At 72.2% G+C, this 24053-nt stretch carries 23 protein-coding genes, 1 tRNA gene and 2 pseudogenes; 16 read left to right on the plus strand and 10 right to left on the minus strand.

Annotated elements, in window-relative coordinates:
• Positions 1 to 111 precede the first annotated feature (111 nt).
• Together ACSU6Z_RS15650 and ACSU6Z_RS15655 are read left to right on the plus strand one after the other, a co-directional pair.
• Positions 112 to 1332, plus strand: a complete 1221-nt coding sequence (locus ACSU6Z_RS15650; protein ID WP_437046222.1) for an FG-GAP-like repeat-containing protein — start codon at positions 112 to 114, stop codon at positions 1330 to 1332.
• Positions 1333 to 1592: 260 nt separating this feature from the next.
• Entirely contained in the window at positions 1593 to 2006 is a 414-nt protein-coding gene (locus ACSU6Z_RS15655) for a hypothetical protein (RefSeq protein WP_437046223.1), read from the plus strand.
• Positions 2007 to 2131: 125 nt separating this feature from the next.
• Here ACSU6Z_RS15655 and ACSU6Z_RS15660 read toward each other — a convergent pair whose 3' ends face one another.
• Together ACSU6Z_RS15660 and ACSU6Z_RS15665 are read right to left on the minus strand one after the other, a co-directional pair.
• Positions 2132 to 4444: an FtsX-like permease family protein gene (locus tag ACSU6Z_RS15660; protein ID WP_437046225.1), complete on the minus strand. Its 2313-nt coding sequence runs from the start codon at positions 4442 to 4444 to the stop codon at positions 2132 to 2134.
• Complete coding sequence (locus ACSU6Z_RS15665; RefSeq protein ID WP_437046227.1) at positions 4441 to 5148, minus strand: ABC transporter ATP-binding protein; 708 nt, start codon at positions 5146 to 5148, stop codon at positions 4441 to 4443. The genes ACSU6Z_RS15660 and ACSU6Z_RS15665 overlap by 4 nt, the downstream gene beginning before the upstream one ends.
• 140 nt (positions 5149 to 5288) lie before the next feature.
• Between ACSU6Z_RS15665 and ACSU6Z_RS15670 the strand changes: the two genes are divergently transcribed.
• Both ACSU6Z_RS15670 and ACSU6Z_RS15675 read left to right on the plus strand, forming a co-directional pair.
• On the plus strand, positions 5289 to 6164 hold the full coding sequence (locus ACSU6Z_RS15670; RefSeq protein WP_437046228.1) for a sensor histidine kinase: 876 nt from the start codon (positions 5289 to 5291) through the stop codon (positions 6162 to 6164).
• A complete protein-coding gene (locus ACSU6Z_RS15675) occupies positions 6161 to 6877 on the plus strand; it encodes a response regulator (protein ID WP_437046230.1) in 717 nt (238 codons plus the stop codon). The genes ACSU6Z_RS15670 and ACSU6Z_RS15675 overlap by 4 nt, the downstream gene beginning before the upstream one ends.
• A 30-nt stretch (positions 6878 to 6907) precedes the next feature.
• Here ACSU6Z_RS15675 and ACSU6Z_RS15680 read toward each other — a convergent pair whose 3' ends face one another.
• The gene (locus ACSU6Z_RS15680) at positions 6908 to 7210 is read right to left on the minus strand and encodes a twin-arginine translocase TatA/TatE family subunit (RefSeq protein WP_437046232.1); all 303 of its coding nucleotides are present in this window, start codon (positions 7208 to 7210) and stop codon (positions 6908 to 6910) included.
• A gap of 408 nt (positions 7211 to 7618) precedes the next feature.
• Between ACSU6Z_RS15680 and ACSU6Z_RS15685 the strand changes: the two genes are divergently transcribed.
• On the plus strand, positions 7619 to 8008 hold the full coding sequence (locus ACSU6Z_RS15685; protein ID WP_437046234.1) for a BlaI/MecI/CopY family transcriptional regulator: 390 nt from the start codon (positions 7619 to 7621) through the stop codon (positions 8006 to 8008).
• Positions 8009 to 8014: 6 nt separating this feature from the next.
• Positions 8015 to 8947 (plus strand): M56 family metallopeptidase, encoded by a 933-nt coding sequence (locus ACSU6Z_RS15690; protein WP_437046236.1) that lies wholly within the window; start codon positions 8015 to 8017, stop codon positions 8945 to 8947.
• 111 nt (positions 8948 to 9058) lie between these two features.
• Here the strand turns inward: ACSU6Z_RS15690 and ACSU6Z_RS15695 are convergent, their stop codons facing one another.
• Both ACSU6Z_RS15695 and ACSU6Z_RS15700 read right to left on the minus strand, forming a co-directional pair.
• Positions 9059 to 9514, minus strand: coding sequence for a tellurite resistance TerB family protein (locus ACSU6Z_RS15695; protein WP_437046237.1), 456 nt, complete (start codon positions 9512 to 9514; stop codon positions 9059 to 9061).
• A gap of 106 nt (positions 9515 to 9620) precedes the next feature.
• The gene (locus ACSU6Z_RS15700) at positions 9621 to 10610 is read right to left on the minus strand and encodes a sporulation protein (protein ID WP_437046239.1); all 990 of its coding nucleotides are present in this window, start codon (positions 10608 to 10610) and stop codon (positions 9621 to 9623) included.
• Positions 10611 to 11052: 442 nt separating this feature from the next.
• On the opposite strand from ACSU6Z_RS15700, the gene ACSU6Z_RS15705 reads away from it, so the two are divergent.
• From ACSU6Z_RS15705 to ACSU6Z_RS15740, 8 genes are all read left to right on the plus strand, one after another.
• Positions 11053 to 11655, plus strand: coding sequence for a dihydrofolate reductase family protein (locus tag ACSU6Z_RS15705; protein WP_437046241.1), 603 nt, complete (start codon positions 11053 to 11055; stop codon positions 11653 to 11655).
• Between the two features lie 330 nt (positions 11656 to 11985).
• Positions 11986 to 13683, plus strand: a complete 1698-nt coding sequence (locus ACSU6Z_RS15710) for an alkaline phosphatase D family protein (protein ID WP_437046243.1) — start codon at positions 11986 to 11988, stop codon at positions 13681 to 13683.
• Between the two features lie 381 nt (positions 13684 to 14064).
• Positions 14065 to 15135 carry a MerR family transcriptional regulator gene (locus tag ACSU6Z_RS15715; protein WP_437046245.1) on the plus strand — a complete coding sequence of 357 codons (1071 nt, stop codon included), beginning with the start codon at positions 14065 to 14067 and terminating at the stop codon, positions 15133 to 15135.
• Positions 15136 to 15356: 221 nt separating this feature from the next.
• Positions 15357 to 16088: a DUF4097 family beta strand repeat-containing protein gene (locus tag ACSU6Z_RS15720; protein WP_437046247.1), complete on the plus strand. Its 732-nt coding sequence runs from the start codon at positions 15357 to 15359 to the stop codon at positions 16086 to 16088.
• 227 nt (positions 16089 to 16315) lie between these two features.
• Positions 16316 to 16480 carry a hypothetical protein gene (locus ACSU6Z_RS15725; RefSeq protein ID WP_437046248.1) on the plus strand — a complete coding sequence of 55 codons (165 nt, stop codon included), beginning with the start codon at positions 16316 to 16318 and terminating at the stop codon, positions 16478 to 16480.
• Positions 16481 to 16782: 302 nt separating this feature from the next.
• Positions 16783 to 17145 (plus strand): hypothetical protein, encoded by a 363-nt coding sequence (locus ACSU6Z_RS15730; protein WP_437046250.1) that lies wholly within the window; start codon positions 16783 to 16785, stop codon positions 17143 to 17145.
• Positions 17146 to 17306: 161 nt separating this feature from the next.
• A complete protein-coding gene (locus ACSU6Z_RS15735) occupies positions 17307 to 17621 on the plus strand; it encodes a hypothetical protein (protein WP_437046252.1) in 315 nt (104 codons plus the stop codon).
• A gap of 500 nt (positions 17622 to 18121) precedes the next feature.
• Positions 18122 to 18562 (plus strand): hypothetical protein, encoded by a 441-nt coding sequence (locus ACSU6Z_RS15740; protein WP_437046253.1) that lies wholly within the window; start codon positions 18122 to 18124, stop codon positions 18560 to 18562.
• Between the two features lie 398 nt (positions 18563 to 18960).
• On the opposite strand, the gene ACSU6Z_RS15745 is transcribed toward ACSU6Z_RS15740, so the two are convergent.
• Both ACSU6Z_RS15745 and ACSU6Z_RS15750 read right to left on the minus strand, forming a co-directional pair.
• Positions 18961 to 19812 (minus strand): IS701 family transposase, encoded by an 852-nt coding sequence (locus ACSU6Z_RS15745; RefSeq protein WP_437046255.1) that lies wholly within the window; start codon positions 19810 to 19812, stop codon positions 18961 to 18963.
• Positions 19785 to 20225 (minus strand): annotated as a pseudogene (locus ACSU6Z_RS15750) (IS701 family transposase); the annotation flags it as partial. The gene ACSU6Z_RS15745 and the pseudogene ACSU6Z_RS15750, both read right to left, overlap by 28 nt.
• 49 nt (positions 20226 to 20274) lie before the next feature.
• On the opposite strand from ACSU6Z_RS15750, the pseudogene ACSU6Z_RS15755 reads away from it, so the two are divergent.
• Positions 20275 to 21066: pseudogene (locus tag ACSU6Z_RS15755) on the plus strand (tyrosine-type recombinase/integrase); the annotation flags it as partial.
• 65 nt (positions 21067 to 21131) lie between these two features.
• Here the strand turns inward: ACSU6Z_RS15755 and ACSU6Z_RS15760 are convergent.
• The 3 genes from ACSU6Z_RS15760 to ACSU6Z_RS15770 all read right to left on the minus strand — a co-directional run bounded on the left by ACSU6Z_RS15760 (position 21132) and on the right by ACSU6Z_RS15770 (position 23353).
• A tRNA-Pro gene (locus ACSU6Z_RS15760) sits at positions 21132 to 21205 on the minus strand.
• Positions 21206 to 21239: 34 nt separating this feature from the next.
• Positions 21240 to 22022, minus strand: a complete 783-nt coding sequence (locus ACSU6Z_RS15765) for a Pr6Pr family membrane protein (RefSeq protein WP_437046256.1) — start codon at positions 22020 to 22022, stop codon at positions 21240 to 21242.
• Positions 22023 to 22423: 401 nt separating this feature from the next.
• Complete coding sequence (locus ACSU6Z_RS15770; RefSeq protein WP_437046258.1) at positions 22424 to 23353, minus strand: metallophosphoesterase; 930 nt, start codon at positions 23351 to 23353, stop codon at positions 22424 to 22426.
• A gap of 186 nt (positions 23354 to 23539) precedes the next feature.
• On the opposite strand from ACSU6Z_RS15770, the gene ACSU6Z_RS15775 reads away from it, so the two are divergent.
• Complete coding sequence (locus tag ACSU6Z_RS15775) at positions 23540 to 24004, plus strand: GatB/YqeY domain-containing protein (protein WP_437046259.1); 465 nt, start codon at positions 23540 to 23542, stop codon at positions 24002 to 24004.
• Positions 24005 to 24053 lie beyond the last annotated feature (49 nt).

Consider the following 24053-nt stretch of genomic DNA (forward strand, 5'->3'; position numbering starts at 1 on the left):
CGACCGGCCGTCGGCGGGCCGGGCTGGGGCAGCCGCCCGTACCCGGCGGGTTAAGGTGCCGTCTCCGACCGGCACCGATCGACACCGGTCATCGGGGAGGGAACACATCACATGAGGAACCGTTTCGCCAGAGGCGTGGCGACGCTCGCCGGCCTGGTCCTGGCCGGCACGGGCCTGGCCGCCGTGGACGCCGCTCCGGCCGCCGCGAGCGCGTACGACTGCCCGGTGGGCTACTTCTGCGGCTGGTCGGGCGAGGGCGCGACCGGGCAGATGTACAAGACCGCCAGGAACGTCGCGGACCTGGGCGGCTGGAACGACAGGATCCGCTCCTACGCCAACCGCACGAAGTCGATCGCCTGCCTCTACGACGACAAGGACTACGTCCCCTGGGGCGGCTACTCCTCCGAGGACCCCAACAGCGCCGGCGAGCTCTCCTCGCCCCCGAACGCGACGATCAGCTCGATCAAGTTCGTCCGCACCGAGCGCGAGTGCAGCCGGAACGCCTACCCGGACTGGGTCTCCGAGACCTCCCCGAAGACCCTGGGCTTCGGCGACATGAACGGTGACCGCAAGGCCGACATGATCGTCCGTGACGACGTCGGACGGTTGTGGTTCACCCCGGGCGACACCACCGGCCGGCTCATCGGCACGGGCGGCTGGAACGCCATGAACGCCCTGGTCCGGCACGGTGACTTCAGCGGTGACGGCCGCGAGGACCTCATCGCCCGCGAGGCGTCCACCGGCAGGCTGTGGCTCTACCCCGGCACCGGCACCGGTTCCCTGGGCACCCGCAAGCTGATCGGCACGGGCGGCTGGAACGGCATGTCCAGGATCACCGGCGTCGGCGACCTGTCCGGCGACGGCCGCTCCGACCTGGTCGCGGTCGAGAAGTCCACGGGCAGGCTGTGGCTCTACCCCGGCACCTCCACCGGCACCCTCGGCTCGCGCAAGCTGATCGGCACCGGCGGCTGGAACGCCATGAACGCGCTCGTCGGGATGGGCGACACGAACGGCGACGGCCGCCCCGACCTCTACGCCCGCGAGGCGTCCACCGGCAAGCTGTGGCTCTACCCGGGCCGCACCGGCGCCCTCGGCGGCCGCACCCTCGTCGGCAAGGGCGGCTGGAACGCCATGGCGAACCTCGTCGCGGTCGGCGACTTCTCCGGCGACGGCCGCCCCGACCTCGCCACCGTGACCAACGAGAAGTACGTGATCGACGGCTACCCGGGGCACCTCGGCTGGCTGGTCACCTACCGGGGCCAGGGCAACGGCCTGCTGTCGGCCGGCGAGCGGACCGACGGCGAATGGTGGGGCCTGAACGGCTTCTGCTAGGCCGGTCGCGGCCACCGGACCCGGCCCCTCCCCTTGTGCGGGACGTGCGGGACGTGCGGGGCGTGCGGGACGTACGGGGCGTGCGGGACGTACGGGGCGGGGTGCCGGGCGCCCCACCCCCCTTCAGCGGCGGCGCCGGGGCGCCCCGGTCCCCGGCGCCGCCGGGCCCGTACGGATGGGTACTCGTGCGGTGACGTACTCAGGTGGAACCGAGTACGTGCGCCCTCGCCGCGGCCGGCCCGCCCCGGGACGCTTGGGCCATGAACCAAGGACTGCGGAAAACTCTTCCCCACGCGGTGCCGGCCCTCGTGCTGGCCGTGGTGGCGTCGGCGGCGTGGGCCGCCTGGCTGGGCTGGGACCAGCAACGTGACGTGCACCCCGACGGTTCGTCGACCGGCCCGTACGAGCCCTGGCAGGTGATCGGGCTGGTGCTGACCCTGCTGCCGCCGGTGTGCTGGGCGGCCTACCGGCGCCACCTCGCGGGGGCCGTGCTCGGCCCCACGGCCGGCCTGACCCTCGCCGCCCTCTACGACTGGTCGGACGACGGCAGCGGCCTCTTCGTGATCGGCGCGGGACTGGTCATGGCGGGAACCTTCGCCGCGACCGCCGCCGTCACCGCCGTGACGACCGTGATCACCCCGGCGGGAAGGAACGGACGGCCGATGCCGGCCTGACGGGAGCGGCGGCTCGCGGCACACCGGCAGGGGGAGGGGCGGGCCGGGCCGTGACGTACTCGGCCCGGCCCGCCGCCGAAGGGCTTCCGAACGGCCCTCCCCACGACCCGCCCAGGGCATCGGACTCACTCGTTGTGCAGCACCTGCGCGATCGTCAGCCGCGCGGCGCGCCGCGCCGGGACGAAGGACCCCAGGACCGCGATCGCCAGACCCGCCAGGGCCGGGCCGGCCAGGGCCGGTGCCTGCCAGACGTCCGTCATGGAGGCGGGGAGGGTGATGTCCACGGCCTCGGCCATCCGGGGCACGACCAAGCGGTGGCCCGCCACGCCCAGCGGGATGCCCACCAGTGAACCGACCGCGCCGAGCACCGCCATCGATGTCACCGTCATCGTCGTCACCTGCCGCGGCGTCATGCCGATGGACTTGAGCATGCCCAGGTCGCGGCGGCGGTCGTGGGTGTTGAGCACGGCCGTGTTGAAGACGCCGAGCGCGGCGACCACGGTGAGCATCAGGGTCAGTACCGACGCGGAGCCGACGATGGTCCGGGTGACGTCGTTCGGGCCGACCGGCACGGGGTCGACGCCCGGATCGGCGGCTCGGGCGGCGCGCGCGTACGCCGCCGGATCGGCGCCGTCGCGGAGCTTGACGTGGTAGGCGATCGGCTTCTCCCGCGGGGAGAACCGCATCAGCGTCGCCCAGTCGGTGGCGACCGTCTCGGCGTTGTCGTTCATGAGCGCGCCGACGACGGTGAACGCCTGCCGCCGGTCGCCCTTCTCCAGCCGGACCCGGTCGCCGACGTGCAGGTCGTACCGGCGCAGGAAGGCCGAGGTGGCCATGACCTCGCCGGTGTGGCGCACCCAGCGGCCGTCGGTGAGGACGGCATCCAGCCGGGGACGGTCGCCGCGGCGGCCTTCGAGCCACACCCGCTGGGCGGTGCCGGCGAGGCGCGTGTCGGCGCCCGCCCGGGCGGTGACCTCGCTCGCGCCGGGCAGGGACCTCAGCAGGGCGTGGAGCGCGCGGTCGTCGTGGCGCGGGCGGACCTCCTCGCCGTCGTGGTGGCGGGACGCGTAGACGGTGACGTCGTAGGCGTCCCGGCCCGCGTCGCCGAACCGCGTCATCGTCGTGGCCAGCCCGGTCGCGAACGTCACGGTGGTCACCCCCAGCACCACGGCGGCCAGCGTGAGCGCGCTGCGGCCCGGCCGCGCGAACGGCAGCCCGGCACCCAGGCTCACCGACCGCGGCAACCGGCTGCCGGCCAGGTACCGTTGCACGCCGAGCGCGCGCCCGGCACGGGGAGCGCTGCCCGCGCCGATCGCCCGTACCGCGGACAGCCGGTAGGCGCGCAGCCCCGGCGCGAGCGCGGCCAGGACGCAGACGAGCGGCATGCCGAGCAGGGCGAGCGCGTTCACCCGGGGCGCGATGCCGACCTCGCCGTGGAACACCCCGGAGGCGGGCCCCGTGAACACGGCGTCGAAGAAGGGCCGTGCCACCACGTTGCCGAGCGCGGTCCCCAGGGCGCAGCCGAGGGCCGCCGGGACACCGACCATCGTGAGGTGGACGGCGAGCACCTGCCACGGTGTGAAGCCCAGGGACTTGAGGATGCCGATGTGCCGGAAGCCGGAGATGACGGCGCCGCTGACCACGTTGGCGACGATGAGCACCGCGACCACGAGGCCGAGCACCCCGAAGAGCAGCAGATAAGGGGCGTACGCCCGCGCCGAGCTGCCGATGCGGTCCTTGAGGGAGAGGTACGACTGCGAACCGGTCAGCGCGCCGTCCGCGAGCCCGCCGGTCACGGCGTCGAGCTGAGCCCGCAGCCGGGCGCCCGACCCGGCGTCCTCGAAGCGGAAGAGCATCTGCGTGGCCGCCGGGCGCAGGGCCGCGATCTGGCCGGGCGCGACCCAGGCGTCCGCCGTACCGCTGAGGTCGAAGGCGAACCCGACGATGGTGAGGTCCGGCCCGGACCGGAGCGCGATCCGCCTGCCCAGGTCGTCGGTGCCCCAGTCCGACTGCCGGTTGACGACGACCTCTCCCGGCCGGGTGGCCCAGCGCCCGGCCCACAAGTCCATCCGCCCCACCGGGCCGCCGGGGCCGGGACGGCCCACGACGGTGATCGTGCTCCCGAGGCCGCGGTCCGCGGAACCGGCCCGCAACTCGGCCGTCGCCTGGGGGAACGGCCCGGCGGCGGCCTGGACCTCCGGCCGCCTCGCCGCCCGCGCCAGTTCGGTGTCCGAGACCTCGTCCGGGTCGAACGAGGCGACGACGTGCGGCCCGCGCTGCCGCTCGAAGGCCCGGTCGAACGGCGCCGACGCCGCGTCGACCAGGCCGAGGGCGACGACCGTCGCCCCGGTGGAGACCAGCGTGACCAGACCGATGACCAGGGTCTGCAGCCTCCGTCGCCGTATGGCCGCGCCCGCCGCCCGCCACACCGCCCTCATGCGGCCGGCTCCACGGCGTGCTCGCCGGTCACCCGGCCGTCGGCGAGCAGCACGAGCCGGCCGGCACAGCGCCGCGCCAGGCGTTCGTCGTGCGTCACCAGGATCAGCGTCTGGCCGATCTGGTTGAGGTCGAGCAGCAGGTCCATCACCTGCTCGCCGGTACGGCTGTCCAGCGCGCCGGTCGGCTCGTCGGCCAGCAGCAGGGCGGGACGGTTCATCAGCGCGCGGGCCACCGCGACCCGCTGCCGCTCACCGCCGCTGAGCACCGCCGGGTAGGCGTGGGCGCGGTCGGTGATCTCCAGTTCGCCGAAGAGCTCCAGGGCTCGGCGGCGGGCCTGACGGGCGGGGGTGCCGGTCAGCTGCGCGGCCAGGGCGACGTTGTCGAGCGCCGACAGATCGTCGACGAGGTTGAAGAACTGGAAGATCATCCCTATGTGGCGCCTCCGGTACAGGGCGAGCCCCTTCTCGGACAGTTCCCCCACGTTCTCGCCGTGCACGAGGACCGTGCCGGCCGTCGGACGGTCCAGACCGGCGATCATGTTGAGCAGGGTGGACTTGCCGCACCCCGAAGGCCCCATCACCGCGACCGCCTCACCGGCGCGGATCTCCAGCGACACCCCGTCCAGTGCCGTCGTCCCGCCGTACTCCTTGCGCACGCCGTCGAGTCGTACGACGACTTCTCCTCTGCTGTCCTCGGTGACCATGCCCAGGACGCTAGGCGAGGAGCACGTCCGCGACATCCGTCCCCGGATGGCATTCCGGCGTCCGCCTCATCCCCTGGATGCAGGGTTCCGGTTCCACGGACCGATGCGTGCCCGCGCGGTGGTCTGCGAGAGTGAGTGCCGTGTGGGACGGAGAGCCCGGGGGGCTGGTGATGGCGCTGGGGGCGGCGTGTGCGGCCGTCGTAGGGCTGGCCGTGGCACTGGTGCGGACGCGGCGCCGGTGGCAGGAGGCCGTGGGGGAGCGTGGCTGGCTGCTGGAGCGGGAGCGGGAGAGCGCCGCGCGGAGCGCGATCGCCGCCGAACGCGACCGCATAGCCAGGGAGTTACACGACATCGTCAGCCACAACGTCAGCCTGATGGTGGTCCAGGCCGGAGCCGCCCGCGAGGTGCTGGGCACGATGCCGGACGAGGCCGCGAACGCCCTGCGCGCCGTGGAGGACGCGGGCCGCGGCGCGATGACCGACCTACGGCACCTGCTGGGCCTGCTGGCGCCCTCCCCGAACGGCGAGGACACCGGTGACGGGGCGGACGAGGACGGCGAGGGCACCGCGGCCGAACTGGCGCCGCAGCCCGGACTCGACCGGCTGAGCCACCTGGTGGACCGGGTGTCGTTCGCCGGGCTGCCCGTCGACGTGAGGATCTCCGGCGAGCCGCGCCCGCTGCCGCGGGGCGTCGACGTGACGGCCTACCGCATCATCCAGGAGGCCCTGACCAACGCGCTCCGGCACGGCGACGGCGGCAGGGCGGAGGTGAGCGTGCGGTACGCGGACCACGTCCTGCGCGTGGAGGTGCTCAACACCGGCCCCAGCGTGCTGCCCGGTGGTACGTCCGCGAAGCCGGCGCCGGCGGGCACCGCCCCACCCCGGCGGGAGGGCGCCGGTCGCGGCCTGCTGGGCCTGCGGGAACGGGTCGCGGTGTACGGGGGAGACCTGGACGCCCGGCGGCGCCTCGGCGGTGGCTACCGGGTCCGGGCCCGGATCCCCCTGGACCGCTCGTGACACCGCCCGTGACACCGGCCGCGGCCGGGCGCGCGCCCCGGGTGCTCGTCGCCGACGACCAGACGCTGATCAGAACCGGCTTCCGGCTGATCCTCACCGCCCGGGGCATCGACGTGGTGGGCGAGGCCGCGGACGGCGCGGAAGCGGTGGCGGCGGCACGCGAGCTCCGGCCGGACGTCGTGCTGATGGACATCCGCATGCCGAACACGGACGGCCTGGAAGCCACCCGCCGCATCCTGGAGCACACCCCGGACTGCCGGGTGCTCATCCTGACCACCTTCGACCTGGACCGCTACGTGTACGCAGCGCTGTCGCTCGGGGCCAGCGGCTTCCTGCTCAAGGACGTCACCCCGGAGCACCTGGCGGCGGCGGTGCGGCTGGTGGACACGGGCGACGCCCTGCTCGCCCCGTCGATCACCCGCCGCCTGGTGGAACGCTTCGCCTCCCCTTCCGCATGCGGGCCCGCGGTGCACGCCGACCTCTCCGCCCTGACCCCCCGTGAACTGGAGGTCCTGTCCCTGCTGGGCCGCGGTCTGTCCAACGCGGAGCTCGCCGCCGAGCTGACCCTGAGCGAGGCCACGGTGAAGTCCCACGTGGCCCGGATCTTCGCCAAGCTGTCGCTCCGCGACCGGGCCCAGGCCGTCGTCCTCGCCTACGAGACGGAACTGGTCAGGCCGGGCGAGTCCGGCGGGCGCAGGCCCCCGGCCCCGTGAGCCGGGGCGAGGGCCCGGGTGGCGGAGGGCCTACGGCCTGCCGTCCTGCGACGGCGCACCACCGGAGCGGTCGGATCGCTCGGGCGCGGGGGCGGACGGCCGTTCCGCGCCGGCGTCCGGCGCCACCGTCTCCCCCCGGATGATCCGGGGCGCCGTGTCCGCCGCCGTCCCGTTCCCCTTCTCCCGCGCCTCCTCCTCCTTCATCGCGCGCGCCTCGGCCTTGAGGATGCGGGCCGACTTGCCCGCCGACCGGGCCAGCTCCGGGAGTCTCTTGGCGGCGAGGACGGCTATGACGACGATGAGGACGATGGCCAGTTCGCTGATTCCGAACACGGGCGTTCTGTTCCTTCTCGTGAGCGCGGGGGATGCGGTGTCGCCACGCGGAGGAGGGGCTCCTCGTGGTCGTGTCGGCGGCGGTGCGCAGACGGGCGGGCCGGTCACGCGGTCTCCCGGCCGGGCCTCGGACGCACGCGCCGAAGCCGGCGGCGGTCCCGGCCGACCCGGAGGCTACCCCGTCCGGCGGCGCGGAACCCCTGCTCGGCACCGTTGCGGTACGGCGGGCCCGGGTCGAAATCTACATGACTGTAGAGAACTTGGCCCCGGCTTTCGCCGTTCCGCGGAGGGCGCGGGCCGGTGCGCGTGGGGAGCGGGCGTGACAGGGCGCGGCCCGCCGGGCGGGACGGGGCTCCTCGGGACGTCTATACGATGCCCGGGAAGCGGACGGCGGAAGGGAGACGGGACGTGGTGGAACGGCGGCAGCGTCCCCGGCGACGGGGGCAGGGCGAACTGGAGGCGCTGGTCCTGTCGGCGCTGCGGGAGGCGGACGGCCCGGCGACGGCCGGCTGGGTGCAGGAGCGCCTGGGCGGGGACCTCGCCTATACGACCGTCATCACCATCCTGACCCGGCTGCTGGCCAAGGGCGCGGTCACCCGGGAGCGCGCGGGCCGGTCCTTCGCCTGGACGCCCGCCTCCGACCAGGCGGGCCTGGCCGCCCGGAAGATGCGCAAGGTGCTCGACGCGGAGAGCGACCGCGAGGCGGTGCTGGCCAGCTTCGTCACCGGCCTGCGGCCGGACGACGAGCGGCTGCTGCGGGAGCTGCTGGGCCGGACCAGGGACGAAGGGGAAGACTGAAGCCTCATGGGGGTGTTCGTCTTTCTGCCGCTGGTGCTGCCCCTGACGGCGTGGCCGATCGCGCGCCTGGCCGAGCAGCACCTGCACCCGCGCACCGCGACCGGGCTGCTGACCGGGGTGGCCGCGGTGATGGCGACGTGCAGCACGGTGTGCCTGGGCCTGGTGATGGTGGTCGGCACCGCCCAGCTGCCCGGCAACCCGTTGCCCGACGGCTGGTCGGACCCGGAGGTGCGCGCGGCGGTCCCGTACGACGAGGTCGCCGGCAAGGCCGCCATCCCCGCGCTGTGCGCGGTGCTGGTGGCGTGCGGCCGGACGCTGTGGCGGCACGGCCGGGTGCGCCGCCGCGCCCACCGGGCGCTGGCCGGGCTGCGGGGGACGGGGGTGGCCGTCCTCCCGGACGACATCCCCTACGCCTACGCGCTGCCGGGTGGCCGGCGGGACCGCGTGGTGGTGACCACGGCCCTGCTGGACCGCCTGGAACCGGCCGAGCGCCGGGCCCTGTTCGCCCACGAGCGCGCCCACCTCGCCGCCCGCCACCACCGCTTCCTCCTCGCGGTCCAGCTGGCCGCGCGGGCCAACCCCTTCCTGCGGCCGCTGCGGACGGCGGTGTCGTACACGACGGAACGGTGGGCGGACGAGGACGCGGCCCAGGCGGTCGGCAGCCGCCGGACCGTGGCCCGCGCGATCGGCAAGGCGGCCCTGGTGTCCCGGGGCACCCCGGTGGCCACCCTCGCGGGCTTCGCCGCGGCCGGACCGGTGCCGCGCAGGGTGGCGGCCCTGCTCGGCCCCCCTCCGGCGGTGCGCCGCTGGCCGTCGCTGTTCACCTCGGTCGGCCTGGCGGCGTGGGGCGCGGCGGCGGGGACCGCCGTGTCGGCGATGTCGTCCGCGAACTCCGCCGTGACGATGGTCCTCATCCTCCGCGCCGCCACGCCCCTTTGACCCGGCCCCGGAAGCGGTGGCCGACGTCCCGGCCCTCGCCGGGGACGGGCGGACGCGGCGGGCCGGCACCGAGGGCCCGCCGCGCCCGCCGCCCGGTCCGCTCCGCTCCGCTCAGAGGTCGAACTCGTGCGGCGGCAGGTCGAGGGCGTAGCACGCCTCGCGGACCACGGCCTGCTCGTCCTTGTCGAAGTCGCCGTCGGCACCGCCGATGACGATGCCGATCTGGACGACCGCACGGGCCTCGGCGGGCTTCTTCTTGGCCTTGGCGACCTCCTGCAGGACGCTCACCCTGCCGAGGGCGAAGTCGGCGGTGAGCTTGTCGAGGTTGCCCTCGAAGCGGCGGCGCAGGTCGTCGGCGTCGAAGTTCCGCAGCACCTCGTTGGTGGCGATCAGCTGGGCCACGCGCTGCCGCTCGGACGGGTCGACCGTGCCGTCGGCGGCGGCGACCAGCGCGCACATCGCCATGCTCGCGTCGCGGAAGGCGCCGCTCTTCAGCTCGTTCCTCTTCGCCATGAGCTGGGTCTGCATCGTCGACGCGGACTCCTTGAGGCGGTCCCACAGGGCCATGAGAACTCCGGAGGGGTAGGGGGTTTCGCGGCCGCCCGGGCCGGACGGCCGCTTCTTCTACAAAGACGTAGAAGTTTGCGGAACGGTTCCCGCGGGAGCGGACCGCTCAGCCCTCGTCTTCCTCGCCCTCGAAGAAGTCCCCGACCTCGTCGACCACTTCGGCGGCCACCAGGCCCCCGGCGACACCGACCGCGAGTCCGGCGGCGCCCGCGGCGATGGCGGTCCCCATGCCGGGGCCGGACCGGTGGGGCTCGCTCTCCCCGTGGTGCCCGTGCCCGTGCCCGCCGTACGGGTCGCCGTGGCCGTACACGTCGTGGGCGCCGTACGACGCCCGGTGCTCGACCAGCCGGCGGACCCAGCCGTCGACTTCGGCGTTCCAGTCGCGGACGTCGTCGTGGCCGACGGTGAAGCGGGCGAGCGCGTCGTGGCCCGAGGAGAGGAGGCCGCCGCGCTTGTCGGCCTCCAGTACCACCTCCATGCCGCCGGGGTGGGCGAGGAAGGTCACCTCGATCTCGTTCACCTGGTGCGCGTACTGCGGTGCCGGGGTGAGCTCGATCTCCTGGTAGAAGGGCAGTTGCTGCCCCGTGCCGCCGATGCGCCCGTACTCCAGGTCGGCGGACCTGAAGCCGAAGCCGAGCCGGCCGAACGCGTCGAGGACCGCCTCCTGGACGGGCAGCGGGCCGACGGCCAGCGGATCGAGGTCGCCCTTGTCCCTGGCGCCGGCCACCGCCAGCTCGGTGCGCACACCGAGGACGACGCCCAGCGGCTGCCCGTACAGCTCGGTGACCGGGGTCTCCCACGGCAGCGTCACGCTGAACGGCACGTCGCGCCGCTCCCCCTCGGCGAGCCGGAAGCCGCCGCCGACGGTGTGGCGCTCGAAGGCGACGACGCCCTCGCTCTCGCCCTCCGCGTGTTCGGCCTCGACCCGGGCCACCAGTTCCAGGGTGATGTGCTCGATGTCGAAGTCGGCGTTGCCGCCCTCGAGGTGGACCCGGCCGGTGAGCGTGCCGCCGGGCCGGACCGGGCCCGGGTCGAGGACCGTGTCGACGGTGGGGCCGCCCACGCCGAGCGAGCCGAGCAGTCGTTTGAACACCATTGTGGCGCCCACTCCTTATCCGTGCGTGCGTCGCTGAGGGCGGTACCGCCGACCACCCTTCTACAAGTGAGTAGAAGCATAGGGCGGCCGGGGCCGGCCGGGTGAGCCGGCCGCGATGTGCCGCGCGTCCGCACGGTGGGCCGACAAGTTTTCCAGGAGTTCTCCACCCGCCCCGCCCCGCGGCCGGCCCGGCCGCCACCGCGCCCGGCGTGGCGCGGGCACCGGGGCGCGGTGCCCGCGCATGCCGTGGGCGACGGCTCCCAGCGGCTGTCGCGGCGGCCAACTGTTGCGCCGGCACGAGTCCTCGAACACGGTGCCTTCCGAAATTCCCCTGCGGCGCCACGAGCCGTGCGAGGATCACCGTGGCGTCGGGGGGCCGCCATTCCGCACGAAACGGCCGCTTCGAGCCGCACCGTCGCATCCGACCGACGAAGGGCCGTCCGTGCGCAGACTCGTCTACTACATCGCCACCACGCTCGACGGTTTCATCGCCGGGCCGGACGGCGCCGATCCCACCGGTCCGAACGGCTTCTGGCCGATCCCCGACGACTACCTGCGGCACATCGTGGCCGAGTACCCGGAGACCCTCCCCGCTCCGGCCCGGGCGGCACTGTCCGTCACGGCCGGGGGGACACGCTTCGACACCGTCCTCGAAGGGCGGCGCACCTACGAGATCGGCCTCGCGGCCGGGATCACCGACGCCTACCCCCACCTGCGCCACCTCGTCTTCTCACGAACGCTCTCCGAGAGCCCGGATCCCGCCGTCGAACTGGTGGCCGACGATCCGGTGGCCACGGTGCGCGAGCTGAAGCAGGAGGACGGCAAAGACATCTGGCTGATCGGCGGCGCGGAGCTGGCCGACGCCCTGTACTCCGAGATCGACCAGCTGATCCTCAAGGTGGGGCCCCTGACCATCGGCGCCGGGATCCCGCTCTTCTCCCGGAAGGCCGCTTTCGAACCGTGCCGCTGGGACCTCACGGACCACACCGTCCTGAGGAGCGGAGCGCTGTTCCTCACCTACACGCGCTCCGCCCACCAGGCGTGAGCCCGCCCGCGCGGGAAGGCGACGAGAGCCGGCAGGCCGTGCCGGGCTGAACCCAAGTGGGCTGAACACTTGGGAAACTTGGCTTCCGGATGGTCTTCGGGCCCCGGTTCCCCGGGGACCACCCGGTGGCCGTTCCGCCGTACGAGCGCCCCACCGGTGCCGGAGCGGACCCCGGGCCGGGCCGAACCCGTGACCCCGTACGCCACTTCCCGGGACACGACCCTCGAACGCTTCACCTCGGCACCGGCGCCTCTTGCGCCGCCCGCGGGGTGTTGTTCACCCGGTCGCGATGGGGTCGGACGATCGTCCTTCCCGGTCTCGGAGGTTGTCGTGGACCCGTTCCCTTCCGGCGTGCGGTCGCCCCGCCCGGCCACTCCTTCCCTCAGCCGCCGCGGCTTCGTCGGCGGAGCCGGCGTCGCGGCCGTGATGCTCGGCACCGGCGCGTGGACGAGCGGTCCGGCGACCCCTCGCGCGCCCCTGGCCGACTACCCGTTCAAACTGGGCGTCGCCTCCGGTGACCCGCTGCCCGACTCCGTGGTCCTGTGGACGCGGCTCGCGACGGACCCGGTGGCCGCCGACGGCCGGGGCGGGATGCCGCAGCGCAGCTACACGGTCCGGTGGGAGGTCGCCGCGGACGAGCGCTTCCGCCGCGTCGTACGCCGCGGAACGGCCACCGCCTCACCCGAACTCGGCCACTCGGTGCACCCCGAGGTCTGGGGACTGCGGCCGGGCCGCGACTACTTCTACCGGTTCTCGGTCGGCGGCGAGATCAGCCCGGTCGGGCGGACCCGCACCGCCCCGCCGTACGGGACGATGCCCCCGGCGGTCACGTTCGCGTTCGCGAGCTGCGCGGCCTGGCCCGACGGCTACTACACCGCCTACCGCCACATGGCCGCCGAGAACCTGGACGTGGTCGTGCACCTCGGTGACTACATCTACGAGTACGGCATCAACGAGAACGGTGGCCGCCGCAACACCCCGATCGGCCCGCAGTTCGCCGCCGAGACCACCGACCTGGCGCGTTACCGGCTGCAGTACGGCCTCTACAAGTCCGACCCCGACCTGATGGCCGCGCACGCGTCCGCCCCGTTCATCGTCACCTTCGACGACCACGAGGTGGAGAACAACTGGGCCGGCGGGATCCCCGAGGCCGGTTCGCAGTCCCAGGGGGCGCTGTTCATGCCGCGCCGCGCCGCGGCCTTCCAGGCCTACTACGAGAACCTCCCCCTGCGGGCCGCCCAGATGCCGAGCGGCCCGGACATCCAGATCTACCGCAGGCTCTCCTACGGCCGGCTCATCGACTTCAACGTGCTCGACACGCGGCAGTACCGCGACGACCAGCCGTACGGCGACGGCAGCCACGCCCCGGGACCCGAGACCGGGGACCCGAGGCGCACGATGATGGGCTGGGAGCAGGAGAAGTGGCTGCTCGACAACTTCACCTCCTCGAAGGCCCGCTGGCAGGTCTTGGCGAACCAGGCGCCGATGGCGCGGACCGACCGGGACCCGGGCCCGGAGGAGCTGGTCTTCATGGACCCCTGGGACGGCTACGAGGCCAACCGCGAGCGAGTCCTGCGCGGCGCCCGGGCACGGGGCGTGGACAACCTGATCGTGATCACCGGCGACCGGCACCAGAACTACACCAACGACCTGCTCCTGGACTACACCCGGCCGGAGGGCGAGGTCATGGGCACCGAGTTCGTCGGGACCTCGATCACCAGCGGCGGCGACGGCGCCGACACGACCGCGGAGGGGCAGGCCTTCCTGGCGGCCAACCCGCACATGAAGTTCTTCAACTCCCAGCGCGGCTACGTCCGCTGCCGCGTCACGCCCGAGACCTGGAGCAGCGACTTCCGGGTCGTGCCGTACGTGCTCCGGCCCGGGGCGCCCGTCTCCACGCGCGCCACCTGGGTGGTGGAGAACGGCGTCCCCGGCGCCCGGCTCGACACCCAGAACGCCCCCACCGGCACCCGCTACCGCGCGAAGGCCCCCTCGGAGGCCGCGCTCGACGCCCAGCGCACCCGCTGACACCCGACCCCGGCGGCGGGCACCCGACCCGGAACCCGCCGCCGGGGACGTCCGGTCCGACGGTCCCAGCCGGCCGGATCGCACCGCCCCACGCCGACGGGAATCCGCACGACGGTCCGGGACGCGCACGGCAGCGCTCCCCCGTCCCGGAACGGCTCCGCCTCGGCTTCGAAGCGGGACGCAACGGTTCCGGGGCGCCCAGCGGACGAGGCCGCTTCCCCGTCCCGGCCACTCGGTTCACCCCTTCTTCGGGATCCGGTGCGCCGGGTCTCGCCGGTCAGGGGCGGTGGACCCCCGTGCCCGGCTGCCGGCGGCCGTGGAGCCGGCGGCACCGCTCGCCGGTGTTGACCTTCGAGTTGGTCGAAGCCCAATGATGGCCGGGTGCCGAATTCCGAGCTGATGCCGATCGGGGTCTTCGCCCGGCGCAGTGGGCTGACCCCCAGCGCGTTGCGGTTCTACGCCGACTCCGGGCTGCTGCCCCCTGCCGAAGTCGATCCGACCTCGGGCTACCGCTACTACAGCGCCGATCAAGTGGTACGGGCGACCGTGCTGCGCCGGCTCCGCGAGATCGCCATGCCCCTCGCCGGTGTCGAGGCGGTGCTGGGTTCCGGGACCGACGAGGCCTTCCGGCTGCTCGACGAACACGTGTCGAAGGTCGCGGAGGACGCGGCGGCGGCACGGCGGAAGGCCGCCGTCGTCAAGTCCGCGCTCGGGAACGTGCCGAGTCTGCCGATCACGGCGCTGAAGGGCCCCGTACTGGCGGACGCGGTCGAACAGGTCCTGACCGCGACCGCGCGCGAACCCGGCCTGCCGGTGCTCGCCGGCCTGCGTGTCGAGGCGGACCACGAGGCGGTCACCCTGACCGCGACCGACCGGTACCGGCTCTCCACCCGAACCCTGGTGCCGGCCGAACCACCCGCGCGGACGTGGGCCGGCACGGTCGACGGCGACGAGATGCGGGCCGCGGCCGCCGAGATCCGCCGCAGCCCGCTGGTGCGGCTCGAAGCGGTGCCGCACGGGCTCCGGCTCCGCACGGCCGGCCGGGAGGACCGGTATTGCCGTTCGCTGACCGAGGAGTTCCCCGGCCACCGGCTGATGCTCGCGTCGCTGGGCGAGGTCACCACCCGCGTGACGGCCTCGAAGGAACCGCTCCTGCGAGCCCTGGAGGAACACCCCGGCGAACGCGTCGAACTCCACGTCACCGCCCGGGGAGTGGACGTCGTGTCAGTGGACGGCGAGCACCCCGGCATCCCGCTCCCGGCCACCGCGACGGGGCGGGACCTCCGGATCCGCTTCGAGCTGACCACGCTCTATCCCGCCGTGAGCACCGCGATCGGCCCCGATGTGCTGCTCGACCTGAGGGGAGACGACCAGCCCGTCACGATCCGCTCCGCCGACCGCGGCGATCTCACCACCCTGGCCATGCCCACCAGGCCCGGCCACCTTGCCTGAGAGGGACGACGAGGAACATCCATGACCACCGCACCCGCGGGCCCCGACCCGACCACGGAAGCCATAGGCCGAGCCGTCACCGAAGGCCGACCCGGGGGTTTTCCCCATGGCCGCGTGATGACGCCGTCTATAACGTCGAGGAACGTTGAACTCGAAGCGGGATCTGGGCCGGCGCTTTCCTCGGGCCTGTTCAGGCGACTCTCCGAAAATGGGGGACATTCATGCGTCAGCAACTCCGCCGGCTCGGGGTCTTGACGGCGGCCGTGTTCGCAGCGGGCGGACTCGCTGCCTGCGGCCTGGTCAAAGGCGAGACCTTCAAGGACAGCAGCACACTGTCCGGGGAGATCACCTCTGTGAGGCTGGAGAACGGATCGGGCGGCGTCACCGTCAACGGCACGAAAGACAGCGGAAGGCTGTCCCTGCGCCGGGAGGTCGAATACCGCGGTGACAGGCCGCAGGGCGTCACCCACCGGATCGAGAACGGCGTGCTGGTCCTCGGCGGTTGCGGTAGCCGCTGCTCGGTCGACTACACCGTCGACGTTCCCGCCGGTGTCCCGGTGAGCGGCGAGGTGTCCGACGGCGGGATCCACCTGACCAAGGTGGGGGCGGTGAAGGTGACCACCAGTTCCGGCCGCATCGAGATGAACGGCGTCTCCGGCGCGGTGGAGGTGAAGACCTCCAACGGAAGGATCACCGGGGAGGACATCAAGGGCACGCGGATCCGGGCCCAGACCTCCAACGGCGCGATCAACCTGACCCCGGCGGCACCGCTGGACGTGCAGGCCAGGACATCCAATGGGGACATCACCCTGACCATGCCGAAGGCCGACTACCAGGTGACGGCGGACACGAACAACGGCGACAGGGCCATCGGTGTCTCCGACGATCCGTCGGGTGAGTACCGGCTCCGGCTGAAGAGCAGCAACGGGGACATCACTGTCAAGGACTCCTGACCGGGGGGTCGGTGAGTCGGCGGCCGCTTCAGGCGGGACTGGAGCAGGACTGCTGGTCCAAGGACTCAGCCGGTTGCTGCTTCCCGGTGGGGGCATGGCCCAATGGGCGCGGAGCCGAGGAGGCCGGCCGGTTCTCGTAGTCGCGGACCGGGCGCCGGGCGCTCAAGGACGCCGAAGGGCTCGACGCCGGCGAGTGAACGCGCCGGGAGCTCCGGCACAGTCCCGTGTTGCTGCCGCCCGACCACGACGTTCCGCCGGATGAGGTCTCCCGGCTCGTCGGCCGCTCCGACACGGCCGTGACCGAGGAGGCCCACCGGAAGCAGATCCGGCCCGTGATCCGGACCGGAGCCGTGGTCATGGAGTGGATCTTCGAGCGGGGTCCGCAGCGGTAGTCACGCAGACGGACACAGACGAAACAGGTGGGGCACCTACTGAATTCAGTAGGTGCCCCACCTGGTGTTTCTCTGTCGGGGTGGCGGGATTTGAACCCACGACCTCTTCGTCCCGAACTCTCGACTGGGAGGTCGTCGAGGGCTGCTGAGCTGGTCGGTGGGCCACTGAGGGCTGTTGACGATCGGCTGCGGTCGTGGTGGTGGCTGTACTTCGCTGCTGTACTGCTTGTAGCAGTACCGGGCCGGTGTCAGGCCGGTACGATGCGCAGGCTGGGCAGTGTCCACGCGATGGGGGAGGGGCAATGAGGATCAAGGATCCGGAGTACCCGGCAGCGGTCGAAGCGGCCGTGGAAATCCTGCGGAAGCGGGCCCGGCAGGGACAGACCATCACGTATGGGGAGCTGAGCGCAGAGTTGGCGGCACGGGGCTTTGACTCCATTCCGCCTCACCGCGGAATCATGACCTACCTGCTCAAGGACGTCTGCCTTCACCGTAATGAGGACGGACGAGCACCGATGCTCTCGGCGATCGTGGTGAACAAGGCGAGCCGGGAGCCGTCCGAACAGTTCTCCGGCCTTGCTCGGAGCCTGCCCTTTTCCCGGCCGGCCAACTGGAGCTGGCGGGACGAGCAGCAGCAGGTGTTCGCTCAGCACCGCGAGGAATGACGTCGCCCTCGACACCCGCTTTAGAAGTTCGATCACTGCGTGGCACTGCCGCGGAGTCGCCTGGCCACGCTGGCCGTGCCAGGCCGCCTGGGAGTGCTGGCGTCCGGCGCCGTTGATGTCGGAACGGGGCCACCGCGTGCGCTCGCTGACACGATGGTCCCGTGGTTGACCTGGAGCGCATCAAAGCAGAGACCGTGGCGTACTTCCGAGCACGCGATGAAGCCGCCACCCAGCGGCACCACTTCCGTCACGCTGATGAAGAGGGCGGCTTGTGGTACATCGAAGCCGTACCCGACCGCGGCGAGTTGATCGTCATCAAGCAAGCCGAGCTGACTTCGGCCGGCCAACTCCACCGGTACAGCTGGGAGCACCTGGAGGACGAACACGGCGGCCTGACAGACCAAGCGATCGACCCTGAAGAGGATTCGCTGGAGGCCATCCCGGCTGAGGAGTTCCAGCGGGTGTGGACGCGGTGATCACGCTGGATAACCACTTTAGGAGAGAGGCGGGGTGACCTCGCTCCTGAGCTGTGGTTCCATCGGACTAGGAAGCGGGCGGGTACTCGCCCATGAGGGACCGGTGTTGACCGTGGCTGACCCCTGCGTCTGGCACGGTTGTGGCACGAACCTCAATCGCCGGCAGTCAGTCACGATGGCGGGTGCGCCGACCGACCAGGCGCGCGTATGCCTCGCTGCACCCTCGCCGACCTCAGCTATGCTGCCTGTTTCGACGGCCAGCGCCTGACGGCGGTGACCGGCCGAGCCCTCAGTTTGAAAAGCTCGGGTTCTTTGACGGTGGTTGCTGCGCTGACCTGCGGTGAAGTGGCAGGGAGGCCTGCTTGATCGCTGCCCAGCGAGCGCCCCGGGGTGCTGATCACTCGGCGCAGCCACTCGTTGGCCTCCGTAGGGGGCGGGCCCCTGCCAAGGCGCCGGCGTGTCGCTTCGCTGGCTCCGCGTGCAAGGATCACCTCGTGGTCATGTGCGAGTACTTCTCGGCCTCCGACGACGATGCCGCCGTCCGAGTGCTGGACCAGCCCGGTGGTCCTCACCGGTCTGCGTTTGATGTGGTCCCGCTCAAAGGGTTCGATCCGGTGGTGGTGATGGCTCGCCTGGAAGCGATCCTCACCGGGTGCACTTACGAGGAGGCCTCGGAGCGGCCTCGCTCCGGACAGGTGCTGTCGTCCTCGGAAGCCGAGAGCGCGTTCATCCTCAGCGTTTCCGACAGTCTGCAGGAGGCGCTGGCGTCGGCCTCGCACACATCCCTGATTGACGCTGCTGGGCGTTGGGCCGAAACCGATGAACTGCGGCAGTTCGGAGTCGCCCCTGGGACCGCGCTGGAAGCACTGGTCCAACTTGGCGGGCTGGCCGGCCCGGCGCGGTCGGCAGGGCTCCGGTTGTTCTGCTGGTGGGCGCTCTGAGATCTGCGGGCCGCAGCGCTTGTGGCACGACTCGCGCTGCCAGCGGGCTGAAGAGGTGATCAGTTGCCCGTCTACTGATCACCGGCCTTGCTGACCAGCGGGCCTGACGAAGCCCACGGCTCTGACCAGTTCAGACGCCGTGGGCTTCTGTCGTTGTTGGTCAGCGTCGGCTGACCTTGGACGGCCCAGAGACGGCCCAGACTTCGCGTACAGCGGTCTGCACAGCCACAACTGATCACGGGCGGCCGTGACCTGCGGCCGCCTTATCGATCAACGTCCTGACCTGCTGCTGAGCTGTTGTTAGTACTCCAGTTGGATTTCGTGTCCTGGGCTGGTTCTTCTGCGGTAGTGGCATTGTCAGGCGATGGCTTGGTGGTGTCGGCGCCAGTGGGACCAGTTCAGAGCGTGCTGACGCCAGTCGAGTTCGGGTCGTGGGTGAGGCAGGAGAGCGTCCAGCAGTCGCCTGATCTCTGCCACGGTGAGGAGGAGGCTGTTCGGTTCGTTTCTGCTGTTTCCTGGCGGTCTGCTTGGGCGGCCAGGGCGGTGAGGACAGCGTGGGCGAGCATGGCCAGGGTGATGTGCCGATACCAGCCGGGATAGCGGCGGACCTCGTACTCGTCCAGGCCGCACTCGTTCTTCGCGGCCTGGAAGCACTCCTCGATCGCCCAGCGGGAGCCGGCGATCCGGGCCAGCTCGGTGATCTCGATGCCGGCGGGTGCGTAGGCCAGGTAGTAGGCGATCTCGCCGGGGTCGGACAGGCTACGGCGGGCCATTACCCAGCGGTGGTGGGTCGGCGGGTCGGGGTCGAAGATCAGGTTGGTGGGCAGTTTGGCCGCGGCCCAGTCGTAGATCCGCGGCCCCTTGGCGCCATCACCGTAGGACAACCGCTGCCAGGCGTCACCGGGTGCCTCCTCGATGAGTTGGTCGATGCGCCAGATGCCGGCCAGGGACTTGATTTGCTGGGATTTCGGCACTGCGACCACATAACCGACACCGAGTTGCTCGAGCAGGCGGCGGAAGTGCCAGTCCTGCCCATAGGCCTCGTCCGCGGTGACCCAGGCGGCGGGCAGGCCGGCGGCCAGGCAGCGGCGGACGATGTTCCGGGCCAACTCGCCCTTGGTCGCAAAGCCCCGTTCGTCGGGGATCTTCGCCGCGCGGCAACGGTCACGGTCGGACGTCCAGGCTTTGGGCAGGTAGAGCTCCCGGTCCACCAGGGCACGGCCCAAGCTGGTGGCGTAGGCGGCGAACACCCCGATCTGGCTGGGGGTGCCCCCTGTGGGAGATTGTCGATCTTTCCCGAGGTGCCGGTGTACTGCCGGCCGACCCCGGCCGAGGTGGTGCCCTTTTTGATGAACCCGGTGTCGTCGATGATCAGCACACCGCCCGGTCCGAGCCGTTCGGCGACGTAGTCGCGGACATCGTCGCGAACCGCGTCGGCGTCCCAGCAGGCCCCGTTCAGCAGATGCTGCAGGCCCGCTGGGTCGCGGTGGCCGGCCCATTCGGCCAGTTGCCAGCCGTTCTTCCGCTCGACCGGCGCCAGCAGACCACGCAGGTAGTCCCGCATCCGCCGTCGCAGATCCACCCGGGCGAACCGGCCCGCCACCCGCGCGAACACCGATTCCAACTCCGCCTGCCACCGGTCGACTTCAGTGATCGCCTCCATATCCGGACAATGACAACCAGCAGCTCAGGACACGAAATCCAACTGGAGTACCAAAGCGAAGACGCTCAGCACGCGCACCCTTCAGGTGAGCCACTCGTGCCTCAACCGTGCGGTCAAGCGGGCCATGGTCCGGGACAAGGTGAAGCGGAACGTCGTCGAGCTGTGCTCGGTGCCCCAGGGGCAAGCCGGGCGCCCCTCCAAGGCGCTCACCTTCGCTCAGGCCGAGGCCGTGCTCAAGGGTGCCGAGGGGACCTCGATGTACGCGTACATCGTCGTGGCCCTGCTGACCGGTGCCCGTACCGAGGAGCTGCGGGCGCTCACCTGGGACCACGTCTTCCTCAAGGGCAAGCCGGACGCCGACCCGTCATAGCCTCCGCACATCGCGGTGTGGCGCTCGGTCCGGCGAGGCGGGGACACCAAGACCCGGAAGTCTCGGCGCACGCTCGCTCTGCCTGCACGCTGCGTCGAAGCCCTATGGCAGCAGTTCGAGGATCAGGGCTGGGATCGGCTCGCCGCCGGCGACAAGTGGGAGGAACACGGGCTCGTCTTCTCCTCGGCCGTGGGCAAGCCGCTGGACGCGGCCAACGTCCGCCGAGCCTTCCGCCAGGCGCTCAAGGGCATCGACGGGATCAACGCCGACGAGTGGACGCCCCGGGAGCTCCGGCACAGCTTCGTGTCCCTGCTGTCCGACCGCGGCGTACCGCTGGAAGTGATCTCCCGGCTCGTCGGGCACTCCGGGACGGCCGTGACCGAGGAGGTCTACCGGAAGCAGATCCGGCCCGTGATCCAGACCGGCGCCGTGGTCATGGACGGGATCTTCAAACGCGGTCCGGAGCGATAGACACGCAGTAACAGCAGATGGGGCACACCTTGACATCAAGGTGTGCCCCATCTGCTGTTTCACTGTCGGGGTGGCGGGATTTGAACCCACGACCTCTTCGTCCCGAACGAAGCGCGCTGCCAAGCTGCGCTACACCCCGAGTGTCGCTGCTGTTCGCGGCGACGACGTTTACTTTAGCCCACTGGTGGCTGGAGACGAAATCCGGTTTTCGGGCGGCGACGGGTCGGGTCCGGGCGGGCGCGGTCGAGGCCCACCAGGAGGACGGCCAGGGCGCACAGGGACAGGGCCAGGAGGAGGGCGGTGCCCAGGGCTTCCCTGTAGCCGTGCCGGGCGATGTCGAGGGAGGGGAGGAGGTGACGGACCGCGGTGCCTGTGACGAGGGTCTCGCTCCGGGTCAGGGAGGAAATCGCCAGGTGGATCAGCGGGAAGAGCAGCCATGGGGCGGCGTGGCGCGGGCGCAGGCGGCCGGGGGCGGTCAGGAGGAGCCAGTCCAGGGCGGCGGCGATCGGGACGGCCGTGTGCAGGAGGTGGTCCGCGGTGGCCCGCGGGACCGCGGCGGCTCCGCCCGCCGGGGAGGAGAGGATCGCGGCGTCGGCCGGGAGCAGGTGGTGGAGCAGGGCGGCGGTGAGGACGTACAGCAGTGCCGCGCCGGTCAGGGGGGCCGGCAGGGGGCGGCGGGCGGTCCAGGCGCGGCGGGCCGAGAGGGTGAGGACCAGGGCCAGCAGGATGGTGCTCTGGATCGTGAAGTGGCCCAGGACCCGGAGCGGGCTGCCCAGGAGGAGCGCGATCGTGACGCCGGTGACGGCCAGGAGGGCGGTCAGCAGGTGGAAGGCGGCGGCGAACGGGCGGCGCGCGGGGGTGAGGACGGCCGCCGCGGGCACGGAGGAGGACAGCGGCTTGGGCATGCCCGGGATTGCGGGCAGATCCGGGATGTCCCTGGGTATCGGGGCGGTCATGCCCTCACGGTAGGAACGCGGGGCGAGCGGGACCATGCGGGTGGGCCGTGTGGGGGATGCCCCGGTCCCTGGGGGCCCCGGGTGCCCCCGGCGCCCACGGATGGGCCCTGGGCATCCCCGGGTTCCGGGTGATCACCAAGCGTTCCCGGATGGTCTCCGGGATCCTCAGGCGTTCCCGGATCGGTCCCCAGGGTGCCCCGGGCAGCCCCAGGGTTTCCGAGCACCCACGGTTTCCGGGCAGCCCCAGGGCTCCCGAGCGCCCCGGAGTCCCCGAGCGCCCCAGGTCCCTGGGCGTCCCCGCACCGTCACCGGGCGTCGGCGCGCCCCTCCCCGCCCGCGGCGCCCCCTGTCCGCGGCGCCCCCCCCCGCCCGCGGCGGCGGTCGCGCCGGGCCGCCGCGTCCTACCGCTCCCGTTCCACCAGCGTCAGCAGCGTCGCCTCCGGCGGGCAGGCGAAGCGGACCGGGGTGTAGCGGTTGGTGCCGCAGCCCGCGGAGACGTGGAGGTAGGCCGTACGGCCGTCCGCCGTGTGCGTGGACAGGCCCTTCACGCGGTCGGTGTCCAGGTCGCAGTTGGTGACCAAGGCGCCGTAGAAGGGGATGCACAGCTGGCCGCCGTGGGTGTGGCCGGCGAGGATCAAGGGGTAGCCGTCCGTGGTGAAGGAGTCCAGGACGCGCAGGTAGGGGGCGTGGACGACGCCCATCGAGAAGTCCGCGGACCCGGATGGGCCGCCGGCCACCCGTGCGTACCGGTCCCGCTTGATGTGCGGGTCGTCCAGGCCCGTCAGCTCCACGGAGGCGCCCTCGATCTTCAGGGTGCCGCGCGTGTTCGTCAGGTTCAGCCAGCCCGCCGCGTCGAAGCCGTCGCGGAGGTCCTCCCACGGGTTGTGGACCACTTTCTCGGCGGGCGGGTTGCCGTTCAGGCCGTGGCGGCCCTGGATCTTCTCGATCAGGTAGCGGGCGGGGTTGCGCAGCTTGGGCCCGTAGTAGTCGTTGGAGCCGAAGACGTACGCCCCGGGGAACTCCATCAGGGGGCCGAGCGCGTCCAGGACCTCGGGGACGCCCTCCGGGTCGGACAGGTTGTCGCCCGTGTTGATCACGAAGTCGGGGCGCAGGCCCGCCAGCGAGCGCAGCCAGCGCTGCTTCTTGCGCTGCCCGCCGACCATGTGGATGTCGGAGACCTGCAGCACGCGCAGGGGGCGCATCCCGGACGGCAGGACGGGGACCGTCACCCGCCGCAGGCGGAAGGAGCGGGCCTCGAAGCCCGCCGCGTAGACCAGACCGGCGGCGCCAACCGCCGTGATTCCCAGGGGTACTCCGTATCGCGCGCGCATGTGCCCATCGTGTCAGACCACGGCGGTGCGGCGCGTCCCGGCCGCCGGTGCCGGCGGCCGGGACGCCCCTGGTGACGCCCCGGCCGCCGCCCGCCGCCGCCTCCCCGGGGCGACGGGCGGCCCGAGGGCGGACCGGTGGGTAAAACGACGGGCGTCCTTCCTTCCCCACCTGCGACAATCGACCCCATGACCACGCTCAAGTCGAAGCTGCAGGATGACCTCAACGCCGCGATCAAGGAGCGCGACGAGCTCCGCTCCTCGACGCTCCGGCTGACGCTCGCCGCGATCACCAAGGAGGAGGTCGCGGGGAAGGAGAAGCGGGAGCTCTCCGACGACGAGGTGCAGAAGGTGATCACCCGGGAGGCGAAGAAGCGCCGCGAGGCGGCCGAGGCCTTCGCGCAGGGCGGTCGCGCCGAGCAGGCCGAGCGGGAGAAGGCGGAGGGGGAGGTCCTCGCCGCCTACCTGCCCAAGCAGCTGTCCGACGAGGAGCTGGACGCGATCGTCGCCCAGGCCGTCGCGGAGGCGAAGGCGGCCGGCGCCGAGGGGCCGCGGGCCATGGGCGCCGTGATGAAGATCGTGAATCCGAAGGTCGCGGGCCAGGCGGAGGGCGGTCGCGTCGCCGCCGCGGTCAAGAGGATGCTCGCCGGCTGACCGCCCCGAAAGGGGGACGGCCCCTGTGCCCGCGTACGACGGACGCGTA

This window comes from Streptomyces sp. enrichment culture (genome assembly GCF_964273145.1).
Lineage (GTDB): Bacteria > Actinomycetota > Actinomycetes > Streptomycetales > Streptomycetaceae > Streptomyces.

Bases quoted from the DNA above. Each gene is read 5' to 3' on its own strand.
- ACSU6Z_RS15730 (WP_437046250.1), top strand. From the start codon at position 16,783: ATGAGGATCAAGGATCCGGAGTACCCGGCAGCGGTCGAAGCGGCCGTG.
- ACSU6Z_RS15690 (WP_437046236.1), top strand. From the start codon at position 8,015: ATGGGGGTGTTCGTCTTTCTGCCGCTGGTGCTGCCCCTGACGGCGTGG.
- ACSU6Z_RS15655 (WP_437046223.1), top strand. From the start codon at position 1,593: ATGAACCAAGGACTGCGGAAAACTCTTCCCCACGCGGTGCCGGCCCTC.
- ACSU6Z_RS15695 (WP_437046237.1), bottom strand. From the start codon at position 9,514: ATGGCCCTGTGGGACCGCCTCAAGGAGTCCGCGTCGACGATGCAGACC.
- ACSU6Z_RS15770 (WP_437046258.1), bottom strand. From the start codon at position 23,353: ATGCGCGCGCGATACGGAGTACCCCTGGGAATCACGGCGGTTGGCGCC.
- ACSU6Z_RS15765 (WP_437046256.1), bottom strand. From the start codon at position 22,022: ATGACCGCCCCGATACCCAGGGACATCCCGGATCTGCCCGCAATCCCG.
- ACSU6Z_RS15700 (WP_437046239.1), bottom strand. From the start codon at position 10,610: ATGGTGTTCAAACGACTGCTCGGCTCGCTCGGCGTGGGCGGCCCCACC.
- ACSU6Z_RS15665 (WP_437046227.1), bottom strand. From the start codon at position 5,148: ATGGTCACCGAGGACAGCAGAGGAGAAGTCGTCGTACGACTCGACGGC.
- ACSU6Z_RS15740 (WP_437046253.1), top strand. From the start codon at position 18,122: ATGTGCGAGTACTTCTCGGCCTCCGACGACGATGCCGCCGTCCGAGTG.
- ACSU6Z_RS15660 (WP_437046225.1), bottom strand. From the start codon at position 4,444: ATGAGGGCGGTGTGGCGGGCGGCGGGCGCGGCCATACGGCGACGGAGG.
- ACSU6Z_RS15650 (WP_437046222.1), top strand. From the start codon at position 112: ATGAGGAACCGTTTCGCCAGAGGCGTGGCGACGCTCGCCGGCCTGGTC.
- ACSU6Z_RS15775 (WP_437046259.1), top strand. From the start codon at position 23,540: ATGACCACGCTCAAGTCGAAGCTGCAGGATGACCTCAACGCCGCGATC.
- ACSU6Z_RS15720 (WP_437046247.1), top strand. From the start codon at position 15,357: ATGCGTCAGCAACTCCGCCGGCTCGGGGTCTTGACGGCGGCCGTGTTC.